The sequence below is a fragment of the Acinetobacter gyllenbergii CIP 110306 = MTCC 11365 genome (assembly GCF_000413855.1).
Taxonomy (GTDB): domain Bacteria; phylum Pseudomonadota; class Gammaproteobacteria; order Pseudomonadales; family Moraxellaceae; genus Acinetobacter; species Acinetobacter gyllenbergii.
The window spans coordinates 1-21,612 of the sequence record NZ_ATGG01000049.1; the positions used below are offsets into that span (position 1 = coordinate 1).

General features: G+C 40.4%; 24 protein-coding genes and 1 pseudogene. All 25 read right to left on the bottom strand.

The window, feature by feature from the left end:
- Positions 1-524 (bottom strand): lysozyme (locus tag F957_RS02580; RefSeq protein WP_016660598.1); only part of this gene is annotated, 524 nt, incomplete at its 3' end.
- A gap of 97 nt (positions 525-621) precedes the next feature.
- A complete protein-coding gene (locus tag F957_RS02575) occupies positions 622-1,215 on the bottom strand; it encodes a DUF6714 family protein (RefSeq protein WP_016542973.1) in 594 nt (197 codons plus the stop codon).
- Between the two features lies 1 nt (position 1,216).
- On the bottom strand, positions 1,217-2,359 hold the full coding sequence (locus tag F957_RS02570) for a hypothetical protein (RefSeq protein WP_016542974.1): 1,143 nt from the start codon (positions 2,357-2,359) through the stop codon (positions 1,217-1,219).
- Between the two features lie 104 nt (positions 2,360-2,463).
- Entirely contained in the window at positions 2,464-2,676 is a 213-nt protein-coding gene (locus F957_RS02565) for a hypothetical protein (protein ID WP_005202208.1), read from the bottom strand.
- Positions 2,666-2,950 carry a holin gene (locus F957_RS02560; RefSeq protein WP_016542975.1) on the bottom strand — a complete coding sequence of 95 codons (285 nt, stop codon included), beginning with the start codon at positions 2,948-2,950 and terminating at the stop codon, positions 2,666-2,668. Before F957_RS02560 ends, F957_RS02565 begins: the two co-directional genes overlap by 11 nt.
- A gap of 393 nt (positions 2,951-3,343) precedes the next feature.
- Positions 3,344-6,443 (bottom strand): annotated as a pseudogene (locus F957_RS02555) (host specificity factor TipJ family phage tail protein); the annotation flags it as partial.
- A complete protein-coding gene (locus F957_RS02550) occupies positions 6,436-6,798 on the bottom strand; it encodes a hypothetical protein (protein WP_016660599.1) in 363 nt (120 codons plus the stop codon). The gene F957_RS02550 and the pseudogene F957_RS02555, both read right to left, overlap by 8 nt.
- The gene (locus F957_RS02545) at positions 6,795-7,301 is read right to left on the bottom strand and encodes a DUF1833 family protein (RefSeq protein ID WP_016542978.1); all 507 of its coding nucleotides are present in this window, start codon (positions 7,299-7,301) and stop codon (positions 6,795-6,797) included. The genes F957_RS02550 and F957_RS02545 overlap by 4 nt, the downstream gene beginning before the upstream one ends.
- The gene (locus F957_RS02540) at positions 7,301-7,699 is read right to left on the bottom strand and encodes a hypothetical protein (RefSeq protein ID WP_016542979.1); all 399 of its coding nucleotides are present in this window, start codon (positions 7,697-7,699) and stop codon (positions 7,301-7,303) included. The genes F957_RS02545 and F957_RS02540 overlap by 1 nt, the downstream gene beginning before the upstream one ends.
- A 132-nt stretch (positions 7,700-7,831) precedes the next feature.
- A complete protein-coding gene (locus F957_RS02535; RefSeq protein ID WP_016542980.1) occupies positions 7,832-8,866 on the bottom strand; it encodes a hypothetical protein in 1,035 nt (344 codons plus the stop codon).
- A gap of 104 nt (positions 8,867-8,970) precedes the next feature.
- The gene (locus tag F957_RS02530) at positions 8,971-13,299 is read right to left on the bottom strand and encodes a tape measure protein (RefSeq protein ID WP_016542981.1); all 4,329 of its coding nucleotides are present in this window, start codon (positions 13,297-13,299) and stop codon (positions 8,971-8,973) included.
- A 73-nt stretch (positions 13,300-13,372) separates the two neighbouring features.
- Positions 13,373-13,699: a hypothetical protein gene (locus tag F957_RS02525; RefSeq protein WP_016542982.1), complete on the bottom strand. Its 327-nt coding sequence runs from the start codon at positions 13,697-13,699 to the stop codon at positions 13,373-13,375.
- Between the two features lie 94 nt (positions 13,700-13,793).
- Positions 13,794-13,907, bottom strand: a complete 114-nt coding sequence (locus tag F957_RS21960) for a hypothetical protein (protein ID WP_228129660.1) — start codon at positions 13,905-13,907, stop codon at positions 13,794-13,796.
- Between the two features lie 345 nt (positions 13,908-14,252).
- Positions 14,253-14,768, bottom strand: coding sequence for a hypothetical protein (locus F957_RS02520; RefSeq protein WP_016542983.1), 516 nt, complete (start codon positions 14,766-14,768; stop codon positions 14,253-14,255).
- A gap of 70 nt (positions 14,769-14,838) precedes the next feature.
- The gene (locus F957_RS02515; RefSeq protein WP_016542984.1) at positions 14,839-15,756 is read right to left on the bottom strand and encodes a phage tail tube protein; all 918 of its coding nucleotides are present in this window, start codon (positions 15,754-15,756) and stop codon (positions 14,839-14,841) included.
- Between the two features lie 64 nt (positions 15,757-15,820).
- Complete coding sequence (locus tag F957_RS02510) at positions 15,821-17,137, bottom strand: pyocin knob domain-containing protein (protein ID WP_016542985.1); 1,317 nt, start codon at positions 17,135-17,137, stop codon at positions 15,821-15,823.
- On the bottom strand, positions 17,137-17,490 hold the full coding sequence (locus tag F957_RS02505) for a hypothetical protein (protein ID WP_016542986.1): 354 nt from the start codon (positions 17,488-17,490) through the stop codon (positions 17,137-17,139). The genes F957_RS02510 and F957_RS02505 overlap by 1 nt, the downstream gene beginning before the upstream one ends.
- 100 nt (positions 17,491-17,590) lie before the next feature.
- Complete coding sequence (locus tag F957_RS02500) at positions 17,591-17,959, bottom strand: hypothetical protein (RefSeq protein ID WP_016660600.1); 369 nt, start codon at positions 17,957-17,959, stop codon at positions 17,591-17,593.
- Between the two features lie 5 nt (positions 17,960-17,964).
- On the bottom strand, positions 17,965-18,363 hold the full coding sequence (locus tag F957_RS02495; RefSeq protein ID WP_016542988.1) for a phage tail terminator-like protein: 399 nt from the start codon (positions 18,361-18,363) through the stop codon (positions 17,965-17,967).
- Position 18,364: 1 nt separating this feature from the next.
- Positions 18,365-18,748, bottom strand: a complete 384-nt coding sequence (locus F957_RS02490; RefSeq protein WP_016660601.1) for a hypothetical protein — start codon at positions 18,746-18,748, stop codon at positions 18,365-18,367.
- Positions 18,749-18,787: 39 nt separating this feature from the next.
- A complete protein-coding gene (locus F957_RS02485; protein WP_016542990.1) occupies positions 18,788-19,477 on the bottom strand; it encodes a hypothetical protein in 690 nt (229 codons plus the stop codon).
- 37 nt (positions 19,478-19,514) lie between these two features.
- On the bottom strand, positions 19,515-19,883 hold the full coding sequence (locus F957_RS02480; protein WP_016542991.1) for a hypothetical protein: 369 nt from the start codon (positions 19,881-19,883) through the stop codon (positions 19,515-19,517).
- Positions 19,883-20,263 (bottom strand): hypothetical protein, encoded by a 381-nt coding sequence (locus tag F957_RS02475; protein ID WP_016542992.1) that lies wholly within the window; start codon positions 20,261-20,263, stop codon positions 19,883-19,885. Before F957_RS02475 ends, F957_RS02480 begins: the two co-directional genes overlap by 1 nt.
- A 3-nt stretch (positions 20,264-20,266) precedes the next feature.
- Positions 20,267-20,611, bottom strand: a complete 345-nt coding sequence (locus F957_RS02470; RefSeq protein ID WP_016542993.1) for a HeH/LEM domain-containing protein — start codon at positions 20,609-20,611, stop codon at positions 20,267-20,269.
- 45 nt (positions 20,612-20,656) lie between these two features.
- Positions 20,657-21,607, bottom strand: a complete 951-nt coding sequence (locus F957_RS02465; protein ID WP_016542994.1) for a major capsid protein — start codon at positions 21,605-21,607, stop codon at positions 20,657-20,659.
- Between the last annotated feature and the right edge of the window lie 5 nt (positions 21,608-21,612).

Consider the following 21,612-nt stretch of genomic DNA (forward strand, 5'->3'; position numbering starts at 1 on the left):
GCACGACGGCGTACCAAGCCTTTCATAACTTTACCACCACCTTTATTCCATTGGGGAAACTGATCTGCTGCACCCATAAAATCACCGGCATTTAATTTTTTCAACAAAGTTGAATCCTTAAATGCCCCCTCGCCAATGTTGTAAGTCAAACTGACTAGCGCATCAAACTGATTTTGAGTAATCGTTACCTTTACAACTTGATTCACGGTAGCTTCAAAGCGTCTCAAATCATGTTGAAAAAAGGACATTGCTTGCGCTTTGGTACAGCTATCACCTCTTTTCACTTTAATGCCGTTTGGATAAATCGTAGTGCCAAATCCAATGGTCCAAACTCCCACACCATCGTCATAAGCTGTAAGTACCAGATCTTCAAAACTGGTGATTAAGTTGATACCTACTTGACTGGTTTTCATCCCACTAGATTGGTATTCATCCAGAATTTCACTAAATCGATTAACTTGGCTTTGTGTGAGCTTGCCACCTAATAGTTCACGGGCAATGTCAAAGAATGCTTTGCGGTTCATGTTACTTTCCTTTTGAAAATAAAAAAGCGCCGAAAGGCGCTATGGGAAATGAGATTAAAAAAAGCCCCTAAAGGCTTTTTTCATACTGATTAAGTATTTACATTTTTCTAGTTTGCTTAAGGTTCTCTAAAGCAACCTTGACATCATTGTTTTCATTGTTTGACTTGAAAACATACATTAAGAATTCTTCAAGTATTACAATTTGTTGTTCAACAAAAAATTGTAATACTTTTTTAATCAAATCGGGATTGTTAGCTCTTCTTAATCGGGTAAGCCACCATGTGAAGCTATTACTATATAAAGAGTCTGCGTCACTTAAGTAATGCTTCATAATGGCAGGAGTGTAAAATAAATATGCCTGAGGAGCTAAATAACTGAAACCTGTAAAGTGCATATTTAGATATAAAGATGGTATTTCTAAAGGGTTGCTAAATCTATTAGCCATCTTCCTTTTTTCTTTAATTGCTTGAATTGCCTCTTCCTTATCCGCTGCAAGCCAAGCACATGTTTCAAAAAAACCAAGTTCCTGACTCGCCCATTCCTCTGCCGTTAAATTAGAGTCTGGATGTTGTTTATCAAAATACCAATAACTTGTATCCGCATAGTCTTCTTCGGCAAGCGTATAATTATCACCTAAAGTAACATCCTTAAACTCTTGCTCAATTAGCTGTAATAAATTTTCATTTTTCATTCTATTGTCCAAGTACACCTAAAAATGTATTGCATTCAGCAGCAGTAGCTTTAGCTTTTATTGCCTCATCCAAATGCTCTGGATCTTGAGGAGACCAACAAGCATTCTCTTTATCACGTGCTGCTCCAAGCTCTGAATATGCTTTATATCTTGTTAATAATTGGCTGGAATTCATTGCAACTGAACACTTATTCAAGCCAAAAACTATTTCTTTTGCAAGAACAACTCGGCTTCTTATGGGTGACCAAGACTCTCTAGAACAAATCCAACAACTTCCATTATTGGTTATCCCGCTAGGGCAGTTATTTTTATAATTATTATCTAAATCCTGAACAACCGGCTCAGCTTGTTCAACATCATTAAGAATATTTTGTGCAGCAATATTTGTCGCTACTTGTGCATCTAAACTACCTGAATCAGCGTTTGTAATGACTTGTTCTGCCACGGTTTCTAGAGGGAGTGACTTTTCTTCACTTGGCAATATTTTTTCTTTGATCACAGCATAGTCGCCAACAAGTTCTCTAGTTTTTGTTCTAAAACTAATTGCCGTGCATGTAAATCTTCTGAAATCTGCCCATGCCCAATTTGTTAATACACAATTGTAATCACTCCAGTTTGAATTACCTATTTTTGCATCATTATTAAGTTTATTTTCTAAACACTTCGTAAAGTTTCCATCCAGAACTCCAATACATGCTCCGCTAAAATAGTTATATACAACTTGTGCTGACGATTTATATTTAATACGGCTGTTCTCTGGATCCATTACCCAATCAATTGCCCCAAGCAACTGATCTACCGCAACACTTAAAGCAATACCAGCCAAACCACCCTTTAATACATTAGCGACTTGCTTTGCATTAGGCGTAATTAAAGCTGCAGAAACAGTAGAACCTCTTGAAGCCTCGATTAATGTTGAAGCCCCAACAGTTGTAGAGTTAGTAACTGTCCAACCAGCTAATGGTGCAATTGCTCCCATAGTCTGCGGTGGAGCTGCAAATCGATAATTCGTAGCTGTTAGTACTGCTTCTTGAGTATTTTGTGATGTACTTACTTGTGTATTAGTTTGAGTTGTATCGCTTTGGTTATTATCACCACACCCCGCCAGCCCTAACAACATTGCTAATAAAAATAGTTTTTTCATTTATTCCCCCTTATTTTCAAATAGTTTATTTTACTTTTTAGTTAAAAACCATGAGAAATTATAGTTAAAAGCCGTCCTAAGACGGCTGTTTATAGATTGTGTATTTAACTATCCTTATCTTTCTTCTTTTCCTGTTCTGAACTACCGAAGTAGAAACCGCAAGCCGTGGTCATTGCTCCAGCAATAAAACCTAAGGCCGTGTTGATCAAGTTGCTGTTTTCACGTGGCATATCGACAAAAAATAATGCGATTACCAGAACAAACATTAAAGCAACCAAGGCAAAGGCCAGATAAGCCCGAGTTTGTTCACTTGTCATCAAATTCCCCTTTTAATCGTTCTTTAGTTTGCTCATATTGCTTCTTACGCAACTGGTGGATTTCATCGGCACGCTGGTTCTCTTTACGTTTGTAATAGAGATTTAAAATGAATGTTGCCACGGCCACTACAACACCAAGTACCGCCATCCAATCAATTGAAGCCCACCAAGACACCACGCTCACCCCTGCACTTGTGTATGTTGTATAACTAAATTTGGTTGCTGTTGCTGCTGCATTTGCTGCAGCCTCAACAGCCCCCTGCTTTTCTGTCATGTCGTTCTCCAGAATTTTGACAATAAAAAAGCACCCATATGGGTGCTCTGAGTAAATTAGACTGTTAAAGCGTTTGTAAAATCCGCCCTCCATTTATCAATTGAATTGTTTGTGGTTCTATACCAATTATTGCCGGGCCTCCAGGTCCTGGTTGACCTTCAAGTGTTCCGTGATATCTCCAGTTCCATTCACCACTATTGGATGATTTGGTACCACGTTGCCCCCAACCTCCGCCATTGCCTGACAACGGGGAGCCTTCATCTTTCGTTTGCTTGCGATAACCTTGACCAGGAATTTCAGCCTGTGCATCCGAGACTTTATCGGTCTGATAGTTATTATTGAAATAACCTCTGAACTGTGGAACTTCACTTGAAATTGGAACTTTAGTCAGTGCCATCCCAAATGGTGCTCCACCACCTCCAGGCACACCTTGAATCGCATAGTTATACCTTGTACTAACACCGCTTGGTGTAGCACCACCACCTGAACCGCCACGAGCCAGCGCTCCATTATCAATGATAAGATTTAGCTTGCCATGGCGATTCAATAATCCTGGTGCACCTTGACCACCATCACGGCGCGTTTTAGTAAAAGCATTCTCGTAATCACTCTCACCAAAATAAGCCGCATGGGCAATACCTCCTTCACCTCCACGCCCCACGACCGCACCTTTAATCGTTAGATTCACAATCAAATCAGAAGGAAACTCCCCCGTATCAATAGCTGGGATTTCAGGCAACCCGTTCACAACATATTTAGTTGAAGGTCGATCCATCCAATGCCTGTAAATTAGCTCTGTTAATGGCCGATACGCACTTGAACTACACACCAGTACGCCAGATTCGACTACAAAGTTAATGACTCCAGTCGTTGGTAAATCACCTCTTTGCATTTGATATAACCGAGCTAAATTGAGATCTAGCTGGTCATAACGAATATAAATTGGTGTATCGTCAACTGGTGTATCAGTGTAGTCCTTGTCATTGAGGTAATAGCGCTCATCATAATTAATCGCTGTAAGCGTATTGGTCATTTGATCAACTGGTTCCTTCTTGGCCACCAAATAAGGCAAAGATCCTTTGGTATCATCATTGACTACGATATAAGTGGTATTCACAAAATCATCAGGACTGAGCTTTAGCGGACTATTCGGCAATCGCCCTAAAATCACTTTGTATTTTAAGTTAGTCGCAGTCACAGGAATTAGATCAACGCTTCCATCACTCATCTGCAGATAGATCACGTAGCTTTTACCTGCAATAAAATCGACTTCATGACTCAAGGTCAGGATTAAACCCTCTTGCTGTACCACATCACCACTCTGGTGAATGCCATTGCGATAATCAGCCACGGCAATACGATCTCGTAAAACCAACAACTCAGATTCAGAAGCAGCGTCAAAGGTGATGGATTTACGCTGGAAGCGCATCTTGTTCCAAAGCCGGTACGCATTGAAATGAGCTTGCCACTTGTTACGTACACCAACCGATTTGACCTCTTTAGGCTTTTTTATACTCTTGTCTGGTAAATAGATATTGATACGGCTGTCATCAGCTGGATCTGTGTATTCATAGATCAAGCCATCATAGTCATCCATCACGCCAAAACTCAGATCCTTTTGATACGTGTCGGGATAAATATTTCTAAAGTTAAATAACAGGACCGAGTTATCTGTTGGCTTCTCGAAATACAACTTGAGTTTGTTGTTTTGACGATACGCCGTACAACATACCGCATCACAAAGATTGGTTACCAACTCTTCAAATGATATGTTTGTATCATCAATAGTAGTACAGAACTCAGCTGCCAACGGTGTACCAAAATAATCCACTACCTCATAGTAAGTGCGATAGATATTTTCAAGATCGATCTCATCTACTGTGCGTCGACCAATCTTGTCATCCAGCGCCATCGCCACTAAAGCATCGGCAAAACTTGATGTCGGATACAACTCTATGGTCATTGCGCCATCTTTATATGTTGGCAACATACGCTGCAGATCAAAATTGATCTTCCGTGTCTTAACAGATAAAGCGCCTGTGGTTGCATATGTTCTGGCACGAAAAATCGTTTCTGATTCATAACGAGTACTCTGCAGAGGAAACGCACCGTATAACGCTTGCCATTTCACTTCATCTACGACATTCGGCGCTGAAATCGCTCCAGTTACACGGCGAGCACGAACACTACAACGACCCTGAAAAGTGGTCATATCTAGCGTGACACCCACTGTCTGACGCGATTTTGAAGAGCCTTTCATTGTGATCCGCTGCAGCATTGGGTTGCCCTGCGCTTCACCCGCTTCATTGACGGGTGTTACCTCTACTTCAAGGGTAATATTCACAACACCTTGAATATTACCGTTATAGACTGCATACAAGCCATTCGATGCTACAAAGTTACATAACACACGACTACGTTCAACATTATCCAGGATAAACGGACCAATCCACTTTTCTCCGTTTGAAATGATCTTTGGTGAGAGTGCATCAGTTTTCTGATTGCTCAGTTCTTTTAGCTTTAACCAATTTGGATTAACTGCAGCTGGATTCGATAGCGCCATGCGATCATCCGCAACCGACAAAACGCTATAGGTACCATTTAAGTCATAGCTTTGGCCATTAAGAGAAAAAGATGCATTACTAATCTGGATATGGTCATTACTGACAAACTTGGCTGTAAAATCCGTTAAGTCTGAGGTGGCTCTTAACAACTCATTTGGATAACCAAAGTGCAGATAATTATTGCCTTCCATTGACTGAGTATCTGCAGAACGAAGAATCTGACCATTCACCGAGTTTTGTTGCTGAACTGATAGCGGCGGAGTTGTAATTTCACTCCCTAAAGAGAAGTAAGGTTCACCCGCGACAATGTCGACATCTGGGCGATATACTTCAATTGATGCACCAGCAATATCAACAATGTTAGTTTCACCGTCATACGCGCCATTGATGTGATAGTGGCCACGGCCAATACACCCCACAATATGCTCAACCTCAACATTGTTCTCGTACACCTTGTAAGGCACAGCAATCAAGTCTGGCGTATCCCAAGCTTTACCCAAAACATCAGCCACACGACCATTTACCCGCATTTTGTTCTCACGGTTGGAAAGCTCGTTATTTGCAGATGAGGACTGGTTGTTATTCTGGGTAGTCTGGGCAATTGACGGCGTTGGCATCAATAAAGCCACAGCAACGCCAATCACCAAAGAAACCACCGCAGCAACAATGGCTGCAACTCCTTTTGGATTCTCAATCACAATGAATGTGCCAGGAAGAAAATCAAGTTGCTTCAGATCATGTTGATTTTTAGGTGTAACTTCGTTGGCCACCGAAATTTCAGCATGCTCCATATCACTCGGATTGTGAAAGATACGGACGTACTCAGGCATGTAATCATATTTAGTGGTGAGCCATTGGCCAATTGTGGCCGCGTGCTCAATCATGTTCTTTTCAGATAAAGGATCTTGTTTATAAATAATCTTAATCATAGTAACTGACCCGATTAAACCCCATTGCCATAACGACTGGTTCAGATAAATAAGAGACGCCACTTTCCATCAGGTGTAAAACCTTACCCCCACGAAAAAGCCCCACATGCGGGGGCTTGTTTCTTTGTCTTGGATGGAAGGCGACAATGCAACCTTCCTTGGGCATGGGCAGCGGATTTAATAGCTTTATTCTGGATGGCTTAAACTCAATGCTGCCCTTAGGCTGCATGAAAAGTTCTAAAGCTTCACGGCGATCTATTTCATAGAGATCCATAGCAGCCTCGTGGACAAAGTGGACACAGTTATAGCGTTCCTGATCATATTGCCGATCGAGTAAATGATCATGACCTTTCATAAAGCCCCCTTAAGACCAGTGAAGCGATCCAGTGAAAAGATGTCGCCAGTCTTGGCCGTATTCAATCGCGGTGATTCAGCCTTGAATGTCACTGCTTTATGGTCCATGGCCACGCCCGAAAGTTGCAGGCCAAGCAAGTAATACATGGGTAAGTTGAGATTGTCCGAGCTATATAGACGATAATTTACTGTTGGCTTAATGTCAGGATACTGCCCCTCCATCACCCGTTCAAACTCATCAGGAAGTATGTCACCAAGCCCTGAAATTGAAACAGTTAAAGACTGATCCAGATCACCCAACATGCCAGAACGTTGAATCTTGGCTGGCAGATATTCATAGAACAACTGACTGCCATCAGATTGATGGCGCACATAAACGCCTTGATCATCATTACGCACAACACGATAAGTATTGATGAATGAAGGGTGTGTCAGCTCTATACACTCCAGCTGATAGATATCGACCGTACGATTGAGAAAGAACTTTGCATATTCCTGATCCATTACACCACCCAATCCCTAATAAGTGCTTGATCTGCTGCCAAGTCTTTCTGGTTTTGAACAACTTCAAGCTGAGCATTAACACGAAACAGATTGCCGTTGACCTCATTGTTCTTGAGTGAATTGGGGATAAAGTTGCATAGGTATTGCTGACGTGTACCCTGATCGATCACCAGATCCACATAGAATGATGCAGGCATGCTTTGATAAACCCGCCAGAATGCCATCATCTTATTGAAATCGACTTTGCTGAGGCTCCAGTTCACATCGACAATATGGCTATTGCGTTTAACATCGATGTAGTAGCGGCCTTTACCACCATCAAACTGTTGGCGCTTCACATCATCACCTGGTGTCACGCCATAGCCATTGGTTTGGGGATTCAGTTTTAACTTGTACATTACTTTCCTCCAGGCAATAAAAAAACCGACTTACTTAAAGTCGGCTTCGTTTTAAAAAATAGATTATGTTCATTTTAGCAAATAAGACTTAAAAGGTTTTACATTATAGATACTTATTAAAATATCTGATTGTTAACGCAACGAATTAGGGTTTTCGACTCTATTAATTGAACTAATTTTTTTATCAATTGCATTCTCAATAACTACATTTAAATACCTTACACAATTTACTTTAAGCTCCTTATCATCAGATGACGTATACATATTTCCCTGAAGGACATCAGAACATATATCTATAAAGTCTTGATCTACTAAGGTATTAATTGTTAAATCTTTTATGGCAGTGACCACTGTGGAGAACTTCTCATCAGAAAGTTCTGGACGATCATTTTTAGCCTTGGTATCAAAAGTAACCTTTCCTGAGACAGATAAACCTTTTATAGAGTTAATACGTTCTTCAATCTCAATCAACTCAATTGATTTCTGTTCTTTAGAAGACTTTAATTGATTTATTGTATTCTGATCTTTACTTTCTCCTTTGGTATTTTCATCAAGAATCTTTTGATCCAAATTTTTTATTTCATCATTTAATGTTTTTCGTTTCATTTGTAGTTCAATTAACAAACTATCTGTTTGGGCTGAACTTTGAGAAACTAAAGCAACTGTTGGCACATTGAAAGGAATGGTTAATTGTTCAATTGTATAAAGTGTTACGATATTTTTTTGATATCTTTTTAAAAGACTTTCATAACTTTTTGTTGAAATTGCATTTGATAAATATGCCTCACATAAACGATAGCTATAATCACGAAGTAATTGAATACTTGGAGTTCTCATTCCAACAAATGCTGCACTATCTTGCATCGCAGCAGATAGCTCTCCACTCGCTTTAGCTGCTGACCCACCTTTTGCCGCAAATTCTGCTGCATAAGCAGCCATTACATCTGGACTTGGCTCAGCACACGCGACCTTATTTTTAATTTCAGAATACTCCCCCTCTTTAGTTTGAGCATAAATCGCTCTCTCACCAACCAAAATTGCTCTTTGCCTAGCATCTATGAGTTGGCTTTTATTACTATTAAGATTAAAACTTCGGTGAATACTGTTGAAATTTGCACACCCAGAAAATAAAGCAACCCCAAACAGTATTGGTATAAATCTGATCATAATGATTTCTCTTTTTTAATAATTGTTCTTTTAATAAACAGTCATCTACAAGTTAAGTCAATCAAAAGACGATAAATGCCACCCCGAAAGGTGGCTTTATCTAATTAACGATTACGTCGTGCAGTCGTATTCTTAGAAAGCGATCGACTGATTGGTGAACTTGGATTATCTATCTGTTCACTAACAATCCTTGGTACCGCGCGTGGAAGATTGTTCTCCAGCTCATCTTTGACAATAAGCCGGACAGTATTTTCATCCAGTTGCTCTGCTTCGACTGCTACGCCTTTCACTTGGTTCACCACCTCAATCTTAAAATTGATCGAATGTGCACTTGGTTGTACTGATGCAATCGTCTCAACCTGAGGGCGTGCAGATCTTCCCAAAGTAAAGTCATATACATCCTCAAGATTTGAACGATCCTGAACCAGTCCATTAGGCGAGAAATACACTTTGCCATCGTGGACCAAATCTGAACCTGTAGAGATCTTTGAAGTATCCTCTATCTTGTTAGGTTTATAGAGAATCTGATTATCTTTATTCCTTTGGGCATCCATAAACACCTGTGAGCTCATCATCGCACGGCGCATAACATCAGATGAGGCATTGTTTTTGAGAAATGCTTCAGGGTTTGCACTCTTACGCATACTCTCAACTAAATTAACACCACCCCAACGTTTAATATCTGCCTGCGACCAAACTACTTCGCCTTTGTGAACAGATCCGGCAAGCTCGTATTTACCACCTTTACCCGTATAACCACCATCAGCAAAGCCCTGGTCTTTAATTGCTCGTATGTTGGCAATAATGCTGGCACCTTGTGCAATTGCTCCAGCTATTAAAGGAATGTTGTAAGGGAAACCAGCTTTAGAAGCTGCCGCAATGTTTTGCTGAATGGCAATACCGGCGGCGGCAATTGCATAAGCCTTATCAGCAGCAAACATGATCTTGTAAGCTTTAGATTGCTCACCGAACATAGAGCCAAACATTGAAGTAAGTGAGCCCATCATTTGTCCACCAAGTGCGATTTGAGTGTTCAAACGATCTTGCTGATACTTGTCCTCAATATCTTTGGCATTTTGAGCATACTCTGCAGCAATAATATTTCGCTGATCTTGTGCGGCCTGTAGGATTGCCGTTTTCTGATCTTCAAACTCTTGCTGACTAATTAATTGCTGTTCCATTTGTACTTTGATCGCATCCAAACCTCCTTGCTCGTTATAGTCAACCGCTGCAGACTTGCTATCAAAGAGATCCTGGGCAGTACCAAGACGGCTAAAACGATCTTGATCCTGTCTATAGAAATCTCCATAACCATTCATATCCGCCTGAATGCCACCCCAGTTCTGAACAGCGCCAACAATCTTATTACGCATCTCATTTTCCTGTGCGGCTTTAGAGAACGTAATCATTTTTTGGCGCTCATCAACACTGAGCTTGGTGTTCTTCTGGATCTCTTCACGTTCAAGTCGATAGCGTTCTTGCATAGCTTCAGTTTCTGACATCAACACTAATTTAGCCTGAAACAAGCGTTGCTCTTGAGCGAGCTTTAACAGGCCCAATTCTTGTTGCTGTTGTTGATTAAGTAACTCAACAGCTTTTTGTTGATCAGCTTTACTTAACTCAATGTCATGTGCAGCATTAAACTTTCTACGATCGAAGTTATCTTTTAATAGTTTCTCCTCAGTTTTTTCGAAATCCTTGTAATCATCAAGTTTGGTACGTAAAGCCTGTTGCGCGATCGCAATATCATTATCAGCACGACGTTGGAGTTCAGCTTTAATTTCCGCAGAGCGTTCTGGAGTGAAGCCTGCCTTATCAACATCCTCCAACCGGACTGTTAAGTTGTTCTTGATTCGCTGCACTTCGCCAGCAACTTCATTTTCAAGAGCTCTCTGTGAATCAAGTTGGCGCTCAATCTGCGATTGAATATCAACACCGGCTTTATCACTTCCCTTACTTGCACCTCCTTTCACTTTGCCTTGCATGCTTGGTGATTGATGTAGAAGTTTTAGAACCACACCATCCTCAAATGTCACAGTACTGTAATACCCACCGCCTTTAGGATCATACGCAGTTTGAACATCCTTCACGGCCACATTGGTTGTGATTGGGGTTCCCACTGGCATTGCAAAATCAATTCCCTTATGAAAAGAAGAAGCCCCTTTGGTAGGGGCTTTTCGTGGTCCATAATCTGAACTGACTCTATATGCTGATAAGGGCTTATCTGCAGCTTTTAATCGAGCTAAGTGTTCATTACTGACTCGTTGCCCTGACATGGAACCGCCGTAACGGACATCAAGATGTGCACCAGTGCCAATACCTGAATTACCAGAAATACCGACTAAGCGTTTAGTTAGTTTCTCTTGCTTTTCAAGTTCTTTCGTCCTTTCCTTATCTTTATCAATTAACTTATCAATTGCATTTTCTTGATTGAGAATTTGATCAATCAATTTCTCTTGTTGAATAGTTACACCTTCAAAACCTTTCTCCTGGTTCTTACGATAAGTTTGTAATAACAGTTCAGCCTTTTGTTCTGTTGCACCAAATTTTTCAATTAAAGATTTTTTAAACTCATTGTCCCATAAGCGGTCAGTAAGCATTTTGTTTACATCCTTTAATTTTTCGGCAAATTTAGCAATATCTTTTGCCGCATCAATAGCTCCTTTACCTGCATCATTAAAACCTAGTTTTGCATTTGCTCCAGCCGATTTAGCTAAATTCAACTGTTCATTTGCCTTTACTACAGCCTCTTTCTGGTCATCGACTTTTTTCTTGCTATCCACCAATTGATTGATCTGTTCGCTACTAATAAAGTCAAGTTGATTTAAACGATCAAACGCTTGCTCAACTTCAATTGTGCCCGATTTAAGCTCAGCCCAGATTCGATATGCCTCCTTATTTTCTCTATTACTATCTAAAACTTTTTCAGTTAATTCTTCAAAATCATTTTTAACCTTCTGAAGCCTCAATGATTGAACATTTAACTCTTTAGATAATTCCGATTCGGCCGCACGTAATTGAGCACCACTTAAATTATTTAATTCTTCAGCGGCCATTCCAGCGTAATTGGTTTGGTCTTTTAGCATTTCATTTGCTTTGTCACCATTGTTACGCATCAGAAGGTAAGTTGCTGCAACACCTGCAACAGTAAGCCCCAAACCCACTGGTCCGCCTAATACCCCCAATAAAGCCCTTCCTGCTCCTATTGATGCAGCACCTGCTGCTGCCGTGCGCGTCTGAGCTGCAGCCAAAGCGGTTTCCGTTGCTGTTAATTCAGCATTAATAACTGCTTGTTGGCGGCGTAACAATCCCAAGCGGATTTCCGAGTTGATTGCTCCTTGAGTTGAAATTTGACTTTTTTTACGCTGGAGCTCCAGTTTCAACTCTTCAATTAATTGAACTCTGATTGCTTGTAAACTTGCTAACTTAGTCTGAGCATTTACAACTTCCTGTGCTGCAGCTGCTCGTTCAGCTTGAATAGCGGCATACTGCACGGTAATTTGCGTTGCTAAAGTTTTGGTTTTAACTCCCATTGCAACGACCGATTTATACATAACTGGGATAAGAGTACCTAACCAGTAAGCACCCCCAACCATTGCAACATTGGTTAAGGTTTCCAGATTAAAAGCTAAGTACTGAATAGACTTAGCTATTGCTTGAGCTGCACCACTACCTTTCCCCGCTTCACCAACAAACTTAGTAATTTCATTGTTAAGTTGAGCAATCGTTTGACCGATGGATGTATCCGTTTTTGCATAAAGTTGATCAACACTGTCTCCAGCCTTCAGCAAAGCCTGCGTAATAACTTCGCCTGTTAATTTTCCATCCAACATCATTTCACGCAATTCGCCACGTGTTACGTGCAAGCCCTTTGCCATAGCATTTAAAAGCCCACCTGCGCCATCGACCAGACTATTATATTCTTGAGCCCTGAGAATATTCCCATCGATTGACTGGCCGTATTGGAACAAAGCCCCTGCGGCTGCCTGAGCTGTAGACCCACTCATAGCCACGGCTTTGGTGGTAATTTCTGTTAATCTTGCTAATTGCTCTTGATTCAAATTTAACGTTTTACTGTTGGCTACATACTTAGAGTACACATCATTAACAGATTCCCACTGAGCACCAACCCTTTGTGCGATATCAAATGTATCCTTCATCGCACCATTTAGTTGCACTTGAGTGTCAGTAACCACTTTGAGTTTATTGTATAGGTTGGTATATGCATCCATTTTAGAAACCGCAGCCCCAACGGTTACCAATCCAGCCATGTAACCTGCCAACTGTCGTGTTGCTACGCTAAGTCTATCTGTAGAACGAGTTGCGAACTCTCCATTTCTTTCAATATTATTTAGCTCATCACTTAAATTGCGGGCATTTCTTGCTGCGTTTCTTGAGTCAATCACAATGACTAAACGGGATTCTTGGGTCATCTTACTTTCCTTTATGCAATAAAAAACCCGCATAAGCGGGCTTCTATATTTTAGAACATTCAAAGTACATATTTTATTTACACATTTTTGACCAAACTTCGTTAAATGTTGCCTGATCTACTTGGGAGCTCTCACCTTCAATAATGGTTAACTCTGGAGTTCCTATAAACCGGACATATCCTGAATAAACACCAAATCCATTTTTTGAGTTAACTTCTCCACACAGTCCTTTCATATTTTGAAATTTTGCTGAATCTGGATCTTTTAGAATTTTTTTAACTGATTCCTGAGCTACCATTTCTCTATTAATATTTAATTCTTTTTCAGTTGGTTCTTTTTTCCCACAACCCGACAATCCAATTAATAAGCCAAACATACCGAATAATATAATCTTTTTCATAAAACTACCCTCTTAAATCAGAGCATAATTTAACAAATGGATTAAATTAAGTCATTAAAAAACCACCCTAAGGTGGCATTTGCTTATCTAACACTTATTTTGGATTTAGAAAGTAAAAATAAAAAATAAGCGATGCTAGCAAGATGCTGGCCACGGTTAGATAAAACCCCACTGTATTAAAGCTCTTTAAAAACTTATATATTTCCATAATTCACGCACTTTAAATACACCATAAAGTTATAGCAGTTACTTCAACAACTTAATTAACAAAGGAGGTCAAATTATTATCACATAACTCACCCACTTTTACTTTTAGCCTTAGACTTTTTATGAACCTCATCTAAAAACAAATCATCCAAAGCAAAAATGCAATCGTTAAAGATATGTGGACCAACAGGCAAATCATTATGCTCAGCATAAACATTAATGGCCTGCTGATCTATAGATAACGGCGTACCCTGTTCATATCGTCTGGATCTGCAAATCGTGCCAAATGCCAGCAAGATAGACTCAGCGGCATAAGATGATTCGGGTGGCTCAGGAATATGACCACCTAAGAATTTGATTTGCTCAATTTCGTGCGACGTTTTCGATGCGTAGGTTTTTTGGTACTTGTAGAGTTCAATGACTTTCCCAAGATATCAGCCTTATCTTTATCCGCATCCTCTTGGATCTTCTGAGCCTCAGTTTTGATGAACAACCAGATCGAAATACCAATATCACCGAGATTAAACAATTTAGATGCGTTCTCTGCAGTGTAAGGTTGATCAGTCTCAACTGTTTTTCCTTCGACGACTTCTGCAAACACTACACCTTTCCAGTCCTCAATCAGATGCGCTGCACAGGCATCCATCAATAATTCATGGTAAAGCTTGTCACCTGGATTAATGTCCATCACATCATAGCCTTTCGATGAAATCTGATTACCTGCTCGCTCGATCGCGACCTGAAACGGTTTATATGCAATCCCACGAATCTTGAATTCGGCTACTACGTTATCTGTAGCATCTCTAAACTCGCACCATTTAGACACAACCGAACTTTTCACAATACCGACTTTTAACGCCATAACGACCTCTAAAATTTAAGCAATAAAAAAGCCCATGGCATCCCATAGGCTTTGTTAATCAATATGTTTATTACACCAATGCACGCACAATGGTCGGACTGGTTCGCACCTGGGTAAAGTTGATATCAACAGTGATGATGTCATCACCACCGCCGTCTGGGTGATTGGCTTCCATTACTTCAAGCTGCGGGAAATTCAACGAGTATTTACTGCCTTTGCTATCAGTAATATCAAACGTCAGCGTAAACACATCACGGGATTTGATCGCATCGATCCAAGCCGCAGATGTAGCAGAGAACATGAATGAAGCATTCGCCTCAATATCCATCATCTTCTCTAAATAAAACTCAGGTGTATATTTACCTGAGCCAATACAGCGAATGGCTTCTAAATTGTTGTTGAATGACAATGTGAGTGACTGCAGACAAGCTTTTCCTTGAATTGACTGACCATTAATCAGCAGCTTATCAACATTTGGCATACTGACCACTGGACGGCTTGACGCTGCAACAGGATTCACTACAGGATTAACTTGTTGACGAGTAAATGAACTACCAACTAGACCAAAGTTACCTGTGATCTTTCCTGTAGTTTGAATCGTAATTTCACCTGTATTAACTTGCACACCACGATAGATAAAGACTTGGCCAATATCTTCAAAGACTTTTACCAAGGTCAGCGATTTACGTACACCACCACCAAAACTGATTGCATTTGCAGCCCAGTTATTGAATGCCAAGACACTCAAGAATAAATCAAAAGTACCGATCGACAATTCAAACTCTAACTGGCCAGTAACTTCTGCCTCAGTTACTGCCGCACCCTGACGAAAGCGTGAATCCACCACTTCATTACTTTGTTCTGTTGAAACGTTTTCAGATAACCCATCTGAAACACGGCGGACGGTATACCAAATTGGATTTGCTGGAGTTGTTCCCAACACTGCTTCTTCACAAGCATATAAACGGATTTTTGCGCCTGAACTCATTTATAGTTCTCCCAAATTTAGGCATTAAAAAACCCGCTGATTAAGCGGGCTATTAAAAAGTTCATTAAATTGGCTCGTCTGTGACTTCAGATTGTTCGTCTGTGACTTCTGGTGGTTCAACACCTGCCATTGCTGCAGCTACTGCCTCAGTTAAGTTTGTAAGCTGGAAATCAACAGGCGGTTCAATTGGTGTCTCTAGTTCAGGCGCTGCTTCTTCATGTAGACGAATATCAATCCAACGCCCTACGGGAATATCTAGCGGATTTTCTAGATCTGCTACAACTGCAGCAAGATCGAAATCAAACTTGCGCTTGTAAGTTTTAACTGAGATATCGCCGTTTCCTAATGTTTCATATACAACTGCGACAATCGTATTCCCATTTGCATCCTTAGGTACTTCGATATACCAACCTTCCTGGGCAAAGCCTAATGATCCTTTAATCAGATAATCACCAACACCATGTTTCTCAAACTTAATCGGCTGCTTTTTAGCATCCATATTGAGATCAATATAATCACTAAATAGCTTAGCAACTGGAGAAGCTGCTTTAAGGAAACCTGAACCATCAACAGTCGTGTTATGTTCACCCCGTAAAGCATACCAAGGCGAATAACTGCCATTGTAGCCTCGGCGTCTAAACCCAAAATAGTTGGAAGATGTGCCGATACAAATGTGAGCTGCATGCTCTACTGTGCTTGCCACGTTTAAACCAATGACATATTGAGCAAAAGTACCAGGATAATCTCCAGCTGCACCGGCATTAGCTGATGTACTTTGCAAGCCTAAAAAACTACCTCTATTATCAAAACTTGCTAACGGTGCGGACGTTAACATGAAGTTCGTGGCAAAACCGTTATTCACTAAGCGCTGATATTCTATTGAACTTGCGTCAACTAGACGACGCCACGCGGACCAAGTTGCTAAATCCGAAGTAGATCGATACCAAATTCGACCACTCGTTGCTGAAATATACACTTGGCTTCGATAACTATTTGAACCCGAAATACTTGTAACGAGTAAAGAGCCGACAACACCAGTTTCAGGAAAATTTAAAGCCACCGTTGCACTAGCAAAAGTATCGTTACCATAGAAACCCACGGCGGTTATGTTGTTTAAGTCTGCACCACCTACATCCGTATTGCGTAATGGTTTTCCAAATCCAAAATCTCCAACACGTAATACGCGACCAACAGTGTCATCAGATACTGATGTTGTTAGCGTTCCACCCGCGGCAGTGCCAGCACCTTGTACCTGAGACAAATTGGGATTTAAATTTGGGATGCCAGAAGCAAAAGGCAATATGAATTGCCGCTTACCTTGAGCAGCATTGTAGGGATATGGACGATGATCCCAATTAAATTTAAAAACTAGATTGGCCATTATGCTGTCACTCCATCAATTACCTGAAACGTTAAAGTCTCAGAATGTTGAGTTACACCACCAACCACAGCCTTAATATCCATTTGACATAAACCCAATGGCCATGCCGAAGTGCTTGCACCTGATTTAATGTTTAACCAGCCCTTTTGATTTGCTTGGTTTAATGCAACGCAGGTTAAAGCCGCAACAGCACTCCCATCAACAAGGGCTTTCACCTGCGATGTAAATGCAAAACCTGTTAAATCAATTGCACGGCGTACATCATCAGGCGGAAATTGCAAAGCCTCATCAGTATCAACAAGCTGTAGATTAAGGTTGAAGGTGTCACCGCGCTTAAAAACAAAATTGCTCATAAGTGATTCCTATAGTCATAAAAAAACCACCGAAGAGGTGGCAGATAAAATATTTAGGCAATAAAAAACCGCCTTTCGGCGGTGTAGATTGTAATGACGCTCATTTAGACTTCTTTTGCTCATTTTTAGCTTCCAAACATTCCTCCTCCACTTGGCGTGGAAAATTCACCATAGCAAGCATGCTATTTTCATCTTTTTCGTTTACTTCTGGAAAATCATAGACCTTATCTACCGCATCACTCACGTCATCTCTATAATCGTCACCTAAAAAACTTGTAAATACTAATTTTATTGCATCTTTACTAACATCAGCCCACTTGGCGTTAAAAGTAGAAAAAGTAACTTTACCAATGTTCTCACAATATATTCCATTAGATATTTGGGTAGGCGTAGGTGCAGTTTCTGCAATAGCAAACGCATTGCTCGATAAACATAATAATAGTGCAATAAATAGGCTTTTACTTTTCATGATTTTTAATTAACTCTAAATTGTACTGATATATTGTACTGGATAAAATCGCTATCCTTGCCTGCATTGATGGCTTGCCCCTGCAGACATTCCAAATGCTCAATATTGAAATACTCGAAATGGGCCAGTAATGCATCGCTGAGCTCAGTGATAGTTTTCTCTCCAGTATGAAGTCGGTCAAAGCATTGGATGATGATATTGCCGGTTCGCCGTGTACAAGGTTGATCAGCAATACCTGAGATAAAGCTTGATCCACCCGCTATCGTTAAACGACACCACAAGCCTGTTTTAGGCACGTTAAAGTTAGGGGCATTCGGATATTGGATTCGTTCTTGATCAATACCAGTGAAGCCCTGCATGCGTGCAATGATGGCTTGTCTCGTCTGTTCTAATGTCATTGCCATGTTAGCCACCGTACTTATGTTTGATTGTATTTATTGTTGTTGAGACCATACCCAATGGTGCCTGATCTGACCATCCATTCTCCAAGCGCTCAATATAAGGCAAATTATTTTGAATGTAGATCAGTGAGCCAAGCTTGGCATTCTGTGCAAAGAAAACAAATGATCTATTGATTGTGCCTTGCCCTGTTTTATCTGTAGCACTTTCATCATAGGTCTTAATTGGTGTCTTAGAAGCAATCCAATTACCTCGTGCTGCACCTGTATCAACTGGTGTAGCAGTGATGACACCTTGAACTAAATCTAGTCCAATATCTTTCATTAATTTTTCGGCATCCGACTTGACTTGGATTGAAAAACTAGTTGGTCTCGTTCCTTTCCAAGTCATTTGATCACACCTATAAAATCACCGACAAGTGAATTGAATTTATGACAGACTCTTAACTTTGCTTTTTAAGCCGGTTAAATCGATAATATACTCTGATGCTAAATCTAGATTATCATATACACCACTAAACAAATTCTCTTGAAAAGAATCTATTTTTTGTACATATTCTCCAGTTTGAATATTCTTTTCCAATCCTAATATTAAATTACGTTCAGATCCAGCTGCATCTTTCAATTTCCTATATACACTTTTAGATTTTGAATAAAAATCATCACCAGAAATACTTTTATACTCAGCTTGCCCATAAAAACTGACTATTCTTCTGTAAAACTCCTCTTCAGAAGCTCTTAATTTTTCTCGATTTTCAATCAAATTAAGATACTCTTGATTATCCAACTGTTTTTTTTGAACAAAACGTTCAATTTTCGAGATAATTGCATAATATTCAACAGCACTTTCATAAATTTTTTGAGAATCTATCTCAATTTTTGATTGGTAGTGCTGCCCCTTCCAATCACTAAATAATACAAATGCTGCGACAGGCGCTAGGAATGTAGCAACAAGTGTTAAAGTATCTTTAAAAAGCTCGTATCCTTTTTGAGGATCAAAACTAGAAATTGATGATTTGTTTACAAGCAAATATAAACCTATTGTCATATATAAAGCTGCAAAAAAAACAAAAAATGCAATTAAAGCCCTAATTTTATTTTTCAATTCAATGTTTGCCATATATCCCCCTAATTTGAAAGGATATTAGATCAAGTAATCAAACCATTCTCAACTGACAAATCCAAATACTTTGACTCGGGTCTTGTGAAACATGAATCACCTTGAATTTACCCTGTGGTGTTACCCATTCATCATTGATCAGCGGTATCATGGTTACTTCATTCTGCAGAACAACAGCCTTTTTATCGGTGGCCAAGACTCCAAGCGTTTGGATCTCATACTGACTATATGAGCCAAACAAGACACCACTGCCAGAATAATTCTCTTTAATCGCCGTATGAGTTTCAGTCAAAGGATTCCAATCAGTTTTTATGATCCGCTCACACGAAAACGATTGAACGGCATCAGCCAGATCTTCATTAAATGCCTCAGCAATATCCGCCTGCAGCTCGTCACGTAGTGTCATTAGATCTTCCTTGTAAAGAATACTGAAGAACGTTTAGTGAATGGCTTAATCAGATCCAGAATGTATTGCTCAGTGGCATTGATCTTTACTGATCCATCCTGATATTCCTTTTCTGACTCCACCGTATCTGCCTTTACACGCTTACGTTTTAAGGATTGTTCCTGCCCTTGGTAGAGCTCACCCTTCATAATGCCCTTAATGATCTCGTATGAAGCTGACTTTAACGCCTTAGGCACCAGTGTCACATCTTCATAAGATTTCACATTACGGGCAATCAGATAGGCTTCTGCCTTTTGCAAATAATCAGCCTTATCACTGGCAGATAAAGCATCAAAGCCTACAACATGATCAATTGCTTCTTGTTCAGTGATAAAGCTCATGGATTATTCCTTAGGCTCTAAAGGGATAAGTGCAAGTAAGTCGTCTTTACGGGTAACGCCGTCAAATGAAATACCTTTTTCGGTCAATACCGCTTTGATTTCATCAACCTTGAGAGATGAATAATCAACAGGATTTGATTTATCTTCGTTCTGAAGCTGATTGACACCTTCAGGCTTTTGATCACCCGTACCAGATTCTAGTTCAGCAATACGTGCTTTCATTGCTTCAGTATCATTTTTGAATGCAATAAATTCACCTTTCACACCTGCCAACTGCTCTTCAAGTTCATTCACTTTTTCTTGTGTCATTTGTCGTTCCCGTGCTCGGTTAAATGATGAAAGTCCCATTTCTGGATCTCCAAAAAAATTAAGGCGGGATTACCCGCCTTTTCGTTATTTGATCTTGTGCTTGAATGCCACGATACGGATTTGCTTAGGATCGTATACGCGCTCCCAGTTTGTGCCCAACGCAAGACCAGCATTATTTGGTGCAATACCTGTAGCACCTGCCCATTTGATTCCACGTGGATGCAATACAAAGTGACGGCGGTTAATCAGAATGTCGGTACCCGCCAAGCTATCACGATCTGTTTCCACTCCAACTGGTGCACCTACGTCTTGAAAGCCAATTGCACCTTGGCCAAACAGGAATGATGTAAATACATCACCATCAACAGGCATACCATCATCAACAATGACACGGCGATCCATAAAAGTTTTATAGAGCAACACACCATCTGCATCACGAACCGTTTCAATCAAACCTTGCTTAGACAGTGCTGCCATTGTTGCCGAGTGCATAGAAATCGCCGTCAGCTTGTCGACAGCATCGCCAAGTTTGTATGACGCATCAACAAATGAAGATCCATCGATCACCGCTGCTGCACCAGCTCCTGCCGAGATGTCATGAACGTTATCTGCCATGCTTGCAGCACCAAATACGCCCTTAAGTGTATTTACCGTGAAGCCTTGGAACTCTCGCGCCCAGTAATCTGCTACAAGATCACCAACAGCACCTAATGGATCATCACCAGACAATGCTTTAGCTAGATCATTGGCACCCCATGCCTTACCACGTGCATGAAGGATTGCAATATCTTGGCCTGCGGTAATGTTGTTTACAGTGAGTGCCTTGGTATCTGTAAGTACTTCGGACTCACCGCTTAAATCATTCCAGAATGGAATATTTACCGTGGTACCGCCGTTTGTTCCAAAAGCAATTTCGACATCAGGCTCACCCACAATACCGGATTGCCATAATGCAGATTTCTCTGCAGTCTTATTTAAAACGTATGGGGTGAATAATTCTGGAACGATTACATCAGCAATTTTTGTTTCAGACATTTGGC

What these genes read in the sequence shown, in the direction of transcription:
- F957_RS02575 (WP_016542973.1), bottom strand. Translation starts at nt 1,215, where the DNA reads ATGAAAAATGAAAATTTATTACAGCTAATTGAGCAAGAGTTTAAGGAT.
- F957_RS02570 (WP_016542974.1), bottom strand. Translation starts at nt 2,359, where the DNA reads ATGAAAAAACTATTTTTATTAGCAATGTTGTTAGGGCTGGCGGGGTGT.
- F957_RS02565 (WP_005202208.1), bottom strand. Translation starts at nt 2,676, where the DNA reads ATGACAAGTGAACAAACTCGGGCTTATCTGGCCTTTGCCTTGGTTGCT.
- F957_RS02560 (WP_016542975.1), bottom strand. Translation starts at nt 2,950, where the DNA reads ATGACAGAAAAGCAGGGGGCTGTTGAGGCTGCAGCAAATGCAGCAGCA.
- F957_RS02550 (WP_016660599.1), bottom strand. Translation starts at nt 6,798, where the DNA reads ATGAAAGGTCATGATCATTTACTCGATCGGCAATATGATCAGGAACGC.
- F957_RS02545 (WP_016542978.1), bottom strand. Translation starts at nt 7,301, where the DNA reads ATGGATCAGGAATATGCAAAGTTCTTTCTCAATCGTACGGTCGATATC.
- F957_RS02540 (WP_016542979.1), bottom strand. Translation starts at nt 7,699, where the DNA reads ATGTACAAGTTAAAACTGAATCCCCAAACCAATGGCTATGGCGTGACA.
- F957_RS02535 (WP_016542980.1), bottom strand. Translation starts at nt 8,866, where the DNA reads ATGATCAGATTTATACCAATACTGTTTGGGGTTGCTTTATTTTCTGGG.
- F957_RS02530 (WP_016542981.1), bottom strand. Translation starts at nt 13,299, where the DNA reads ATGACCCAAGAATCCCGTTTAGTCATTGTGATTGACTCAAGAAACGCA.
- F957_RS02525 (WP_016542982.1), bottom strand. Translation starts at nt 13,699, where the DNA reads ATGAAAAAGATTATATTATTCGGTATGTTTGGCTTATTAATTGGATTG.
- F957_RS21960 (WP_228129660.1), bottom strand. Translation starts at nt 13,907, where the DNA reads ATGGAAATATATAAGTTTTTAAAGAGCTTTAATACAGTGGGGTTTTAT.
- F957_RS02520 (WP_016542983.1), bottom strand. Translation starts at nt 14,768, where the DNA reads ATGGCGTTAAAAGTCGGTATTGTGAAAAGTTCGGTTGTGTCTAAATGG.
- F957_RS02515 (WP_016542984.1), bottom strand. Translation starts at nt 15,756, where the DNA reads ATGAGTTCAGGCGCAAAAATCCGTTTATATGCTTGTGAAGAAGCAGTG.
- F957_RS02510 (WP_016542985.1), bottom strand. Translation starts at nt 17,137, where the DNA reads ATGGCCAATCTAGTTTTTAAATTTAATTGGGATCATCGTCCATATCCC.
- F957_RS02505 (WP_016542986.1), bottom strand. Translation starts at nt 17,490, where the DNA reads ATGAGCAATTTTGTTTTTAAGCGCGGTGACACCTTCAACCTTAATCTA.
- F957_RS02500 (WP_016660600.1), bottom strand. Translation starts at nt 17,959, where the DNA reads ATGAAAAGTAAAAGCCTATTTATTGCACTATTATTATGTTTATCGAGC.
- F957_RS02495 (WP_016542988.1), bottom strand. Translation starts at nt 18,363, where the DNA reads ATGGCAATGACATTAGAACAGACGAGACAAGCCATCATTGCACGCATG.
- F957_RS02490 (WP_016660601.1), bottom strand. Translation starts at nt 18,748, where the DNA reads ATGACTTGGAAAGGAACGAGACCAACTAGTTTTTCAATCCAAGTCAAG.
- F957_RS02485 (WP_016542990.1), bottom strand. Translation starts at nt 19,477, where the DNA reads ATGGCAAACATTGAATTGAAAAATAAAATTAGGGCTTTAATTGCATTT.
- F957_RS02480 (WP_016542991.1), bottom strand. Translation starts at nt 19,883, where the DNA reads ATGACACTACGTGACGAGCTGCAGGCGGATATTGCTGAGGCATTTAAT.
- F957_RS02475 (WP_016542992.1), bottom strand. Translation starts at nt 20,263, where the DNA reads ATGAGCTTTATCACTGAACAAGAAGCAATTGATCATGTTGTAGGCTTT.
- F957_RS02470 (WP_016542993.1), bottom strand. Translation starts at nt 20,611, where the DNA reads ATGGGACTTTCATCATTTAACCGAGCACGGGAACGACAAATGACACAA.
- F957_RS02465 (WP_016542994.1), bottom strand. Translation starts at nt 21,607, where the DNA reads ATGTCTGAAACAAAAATTGCTGATGTAATCGTTCCAGAATTATTCACC.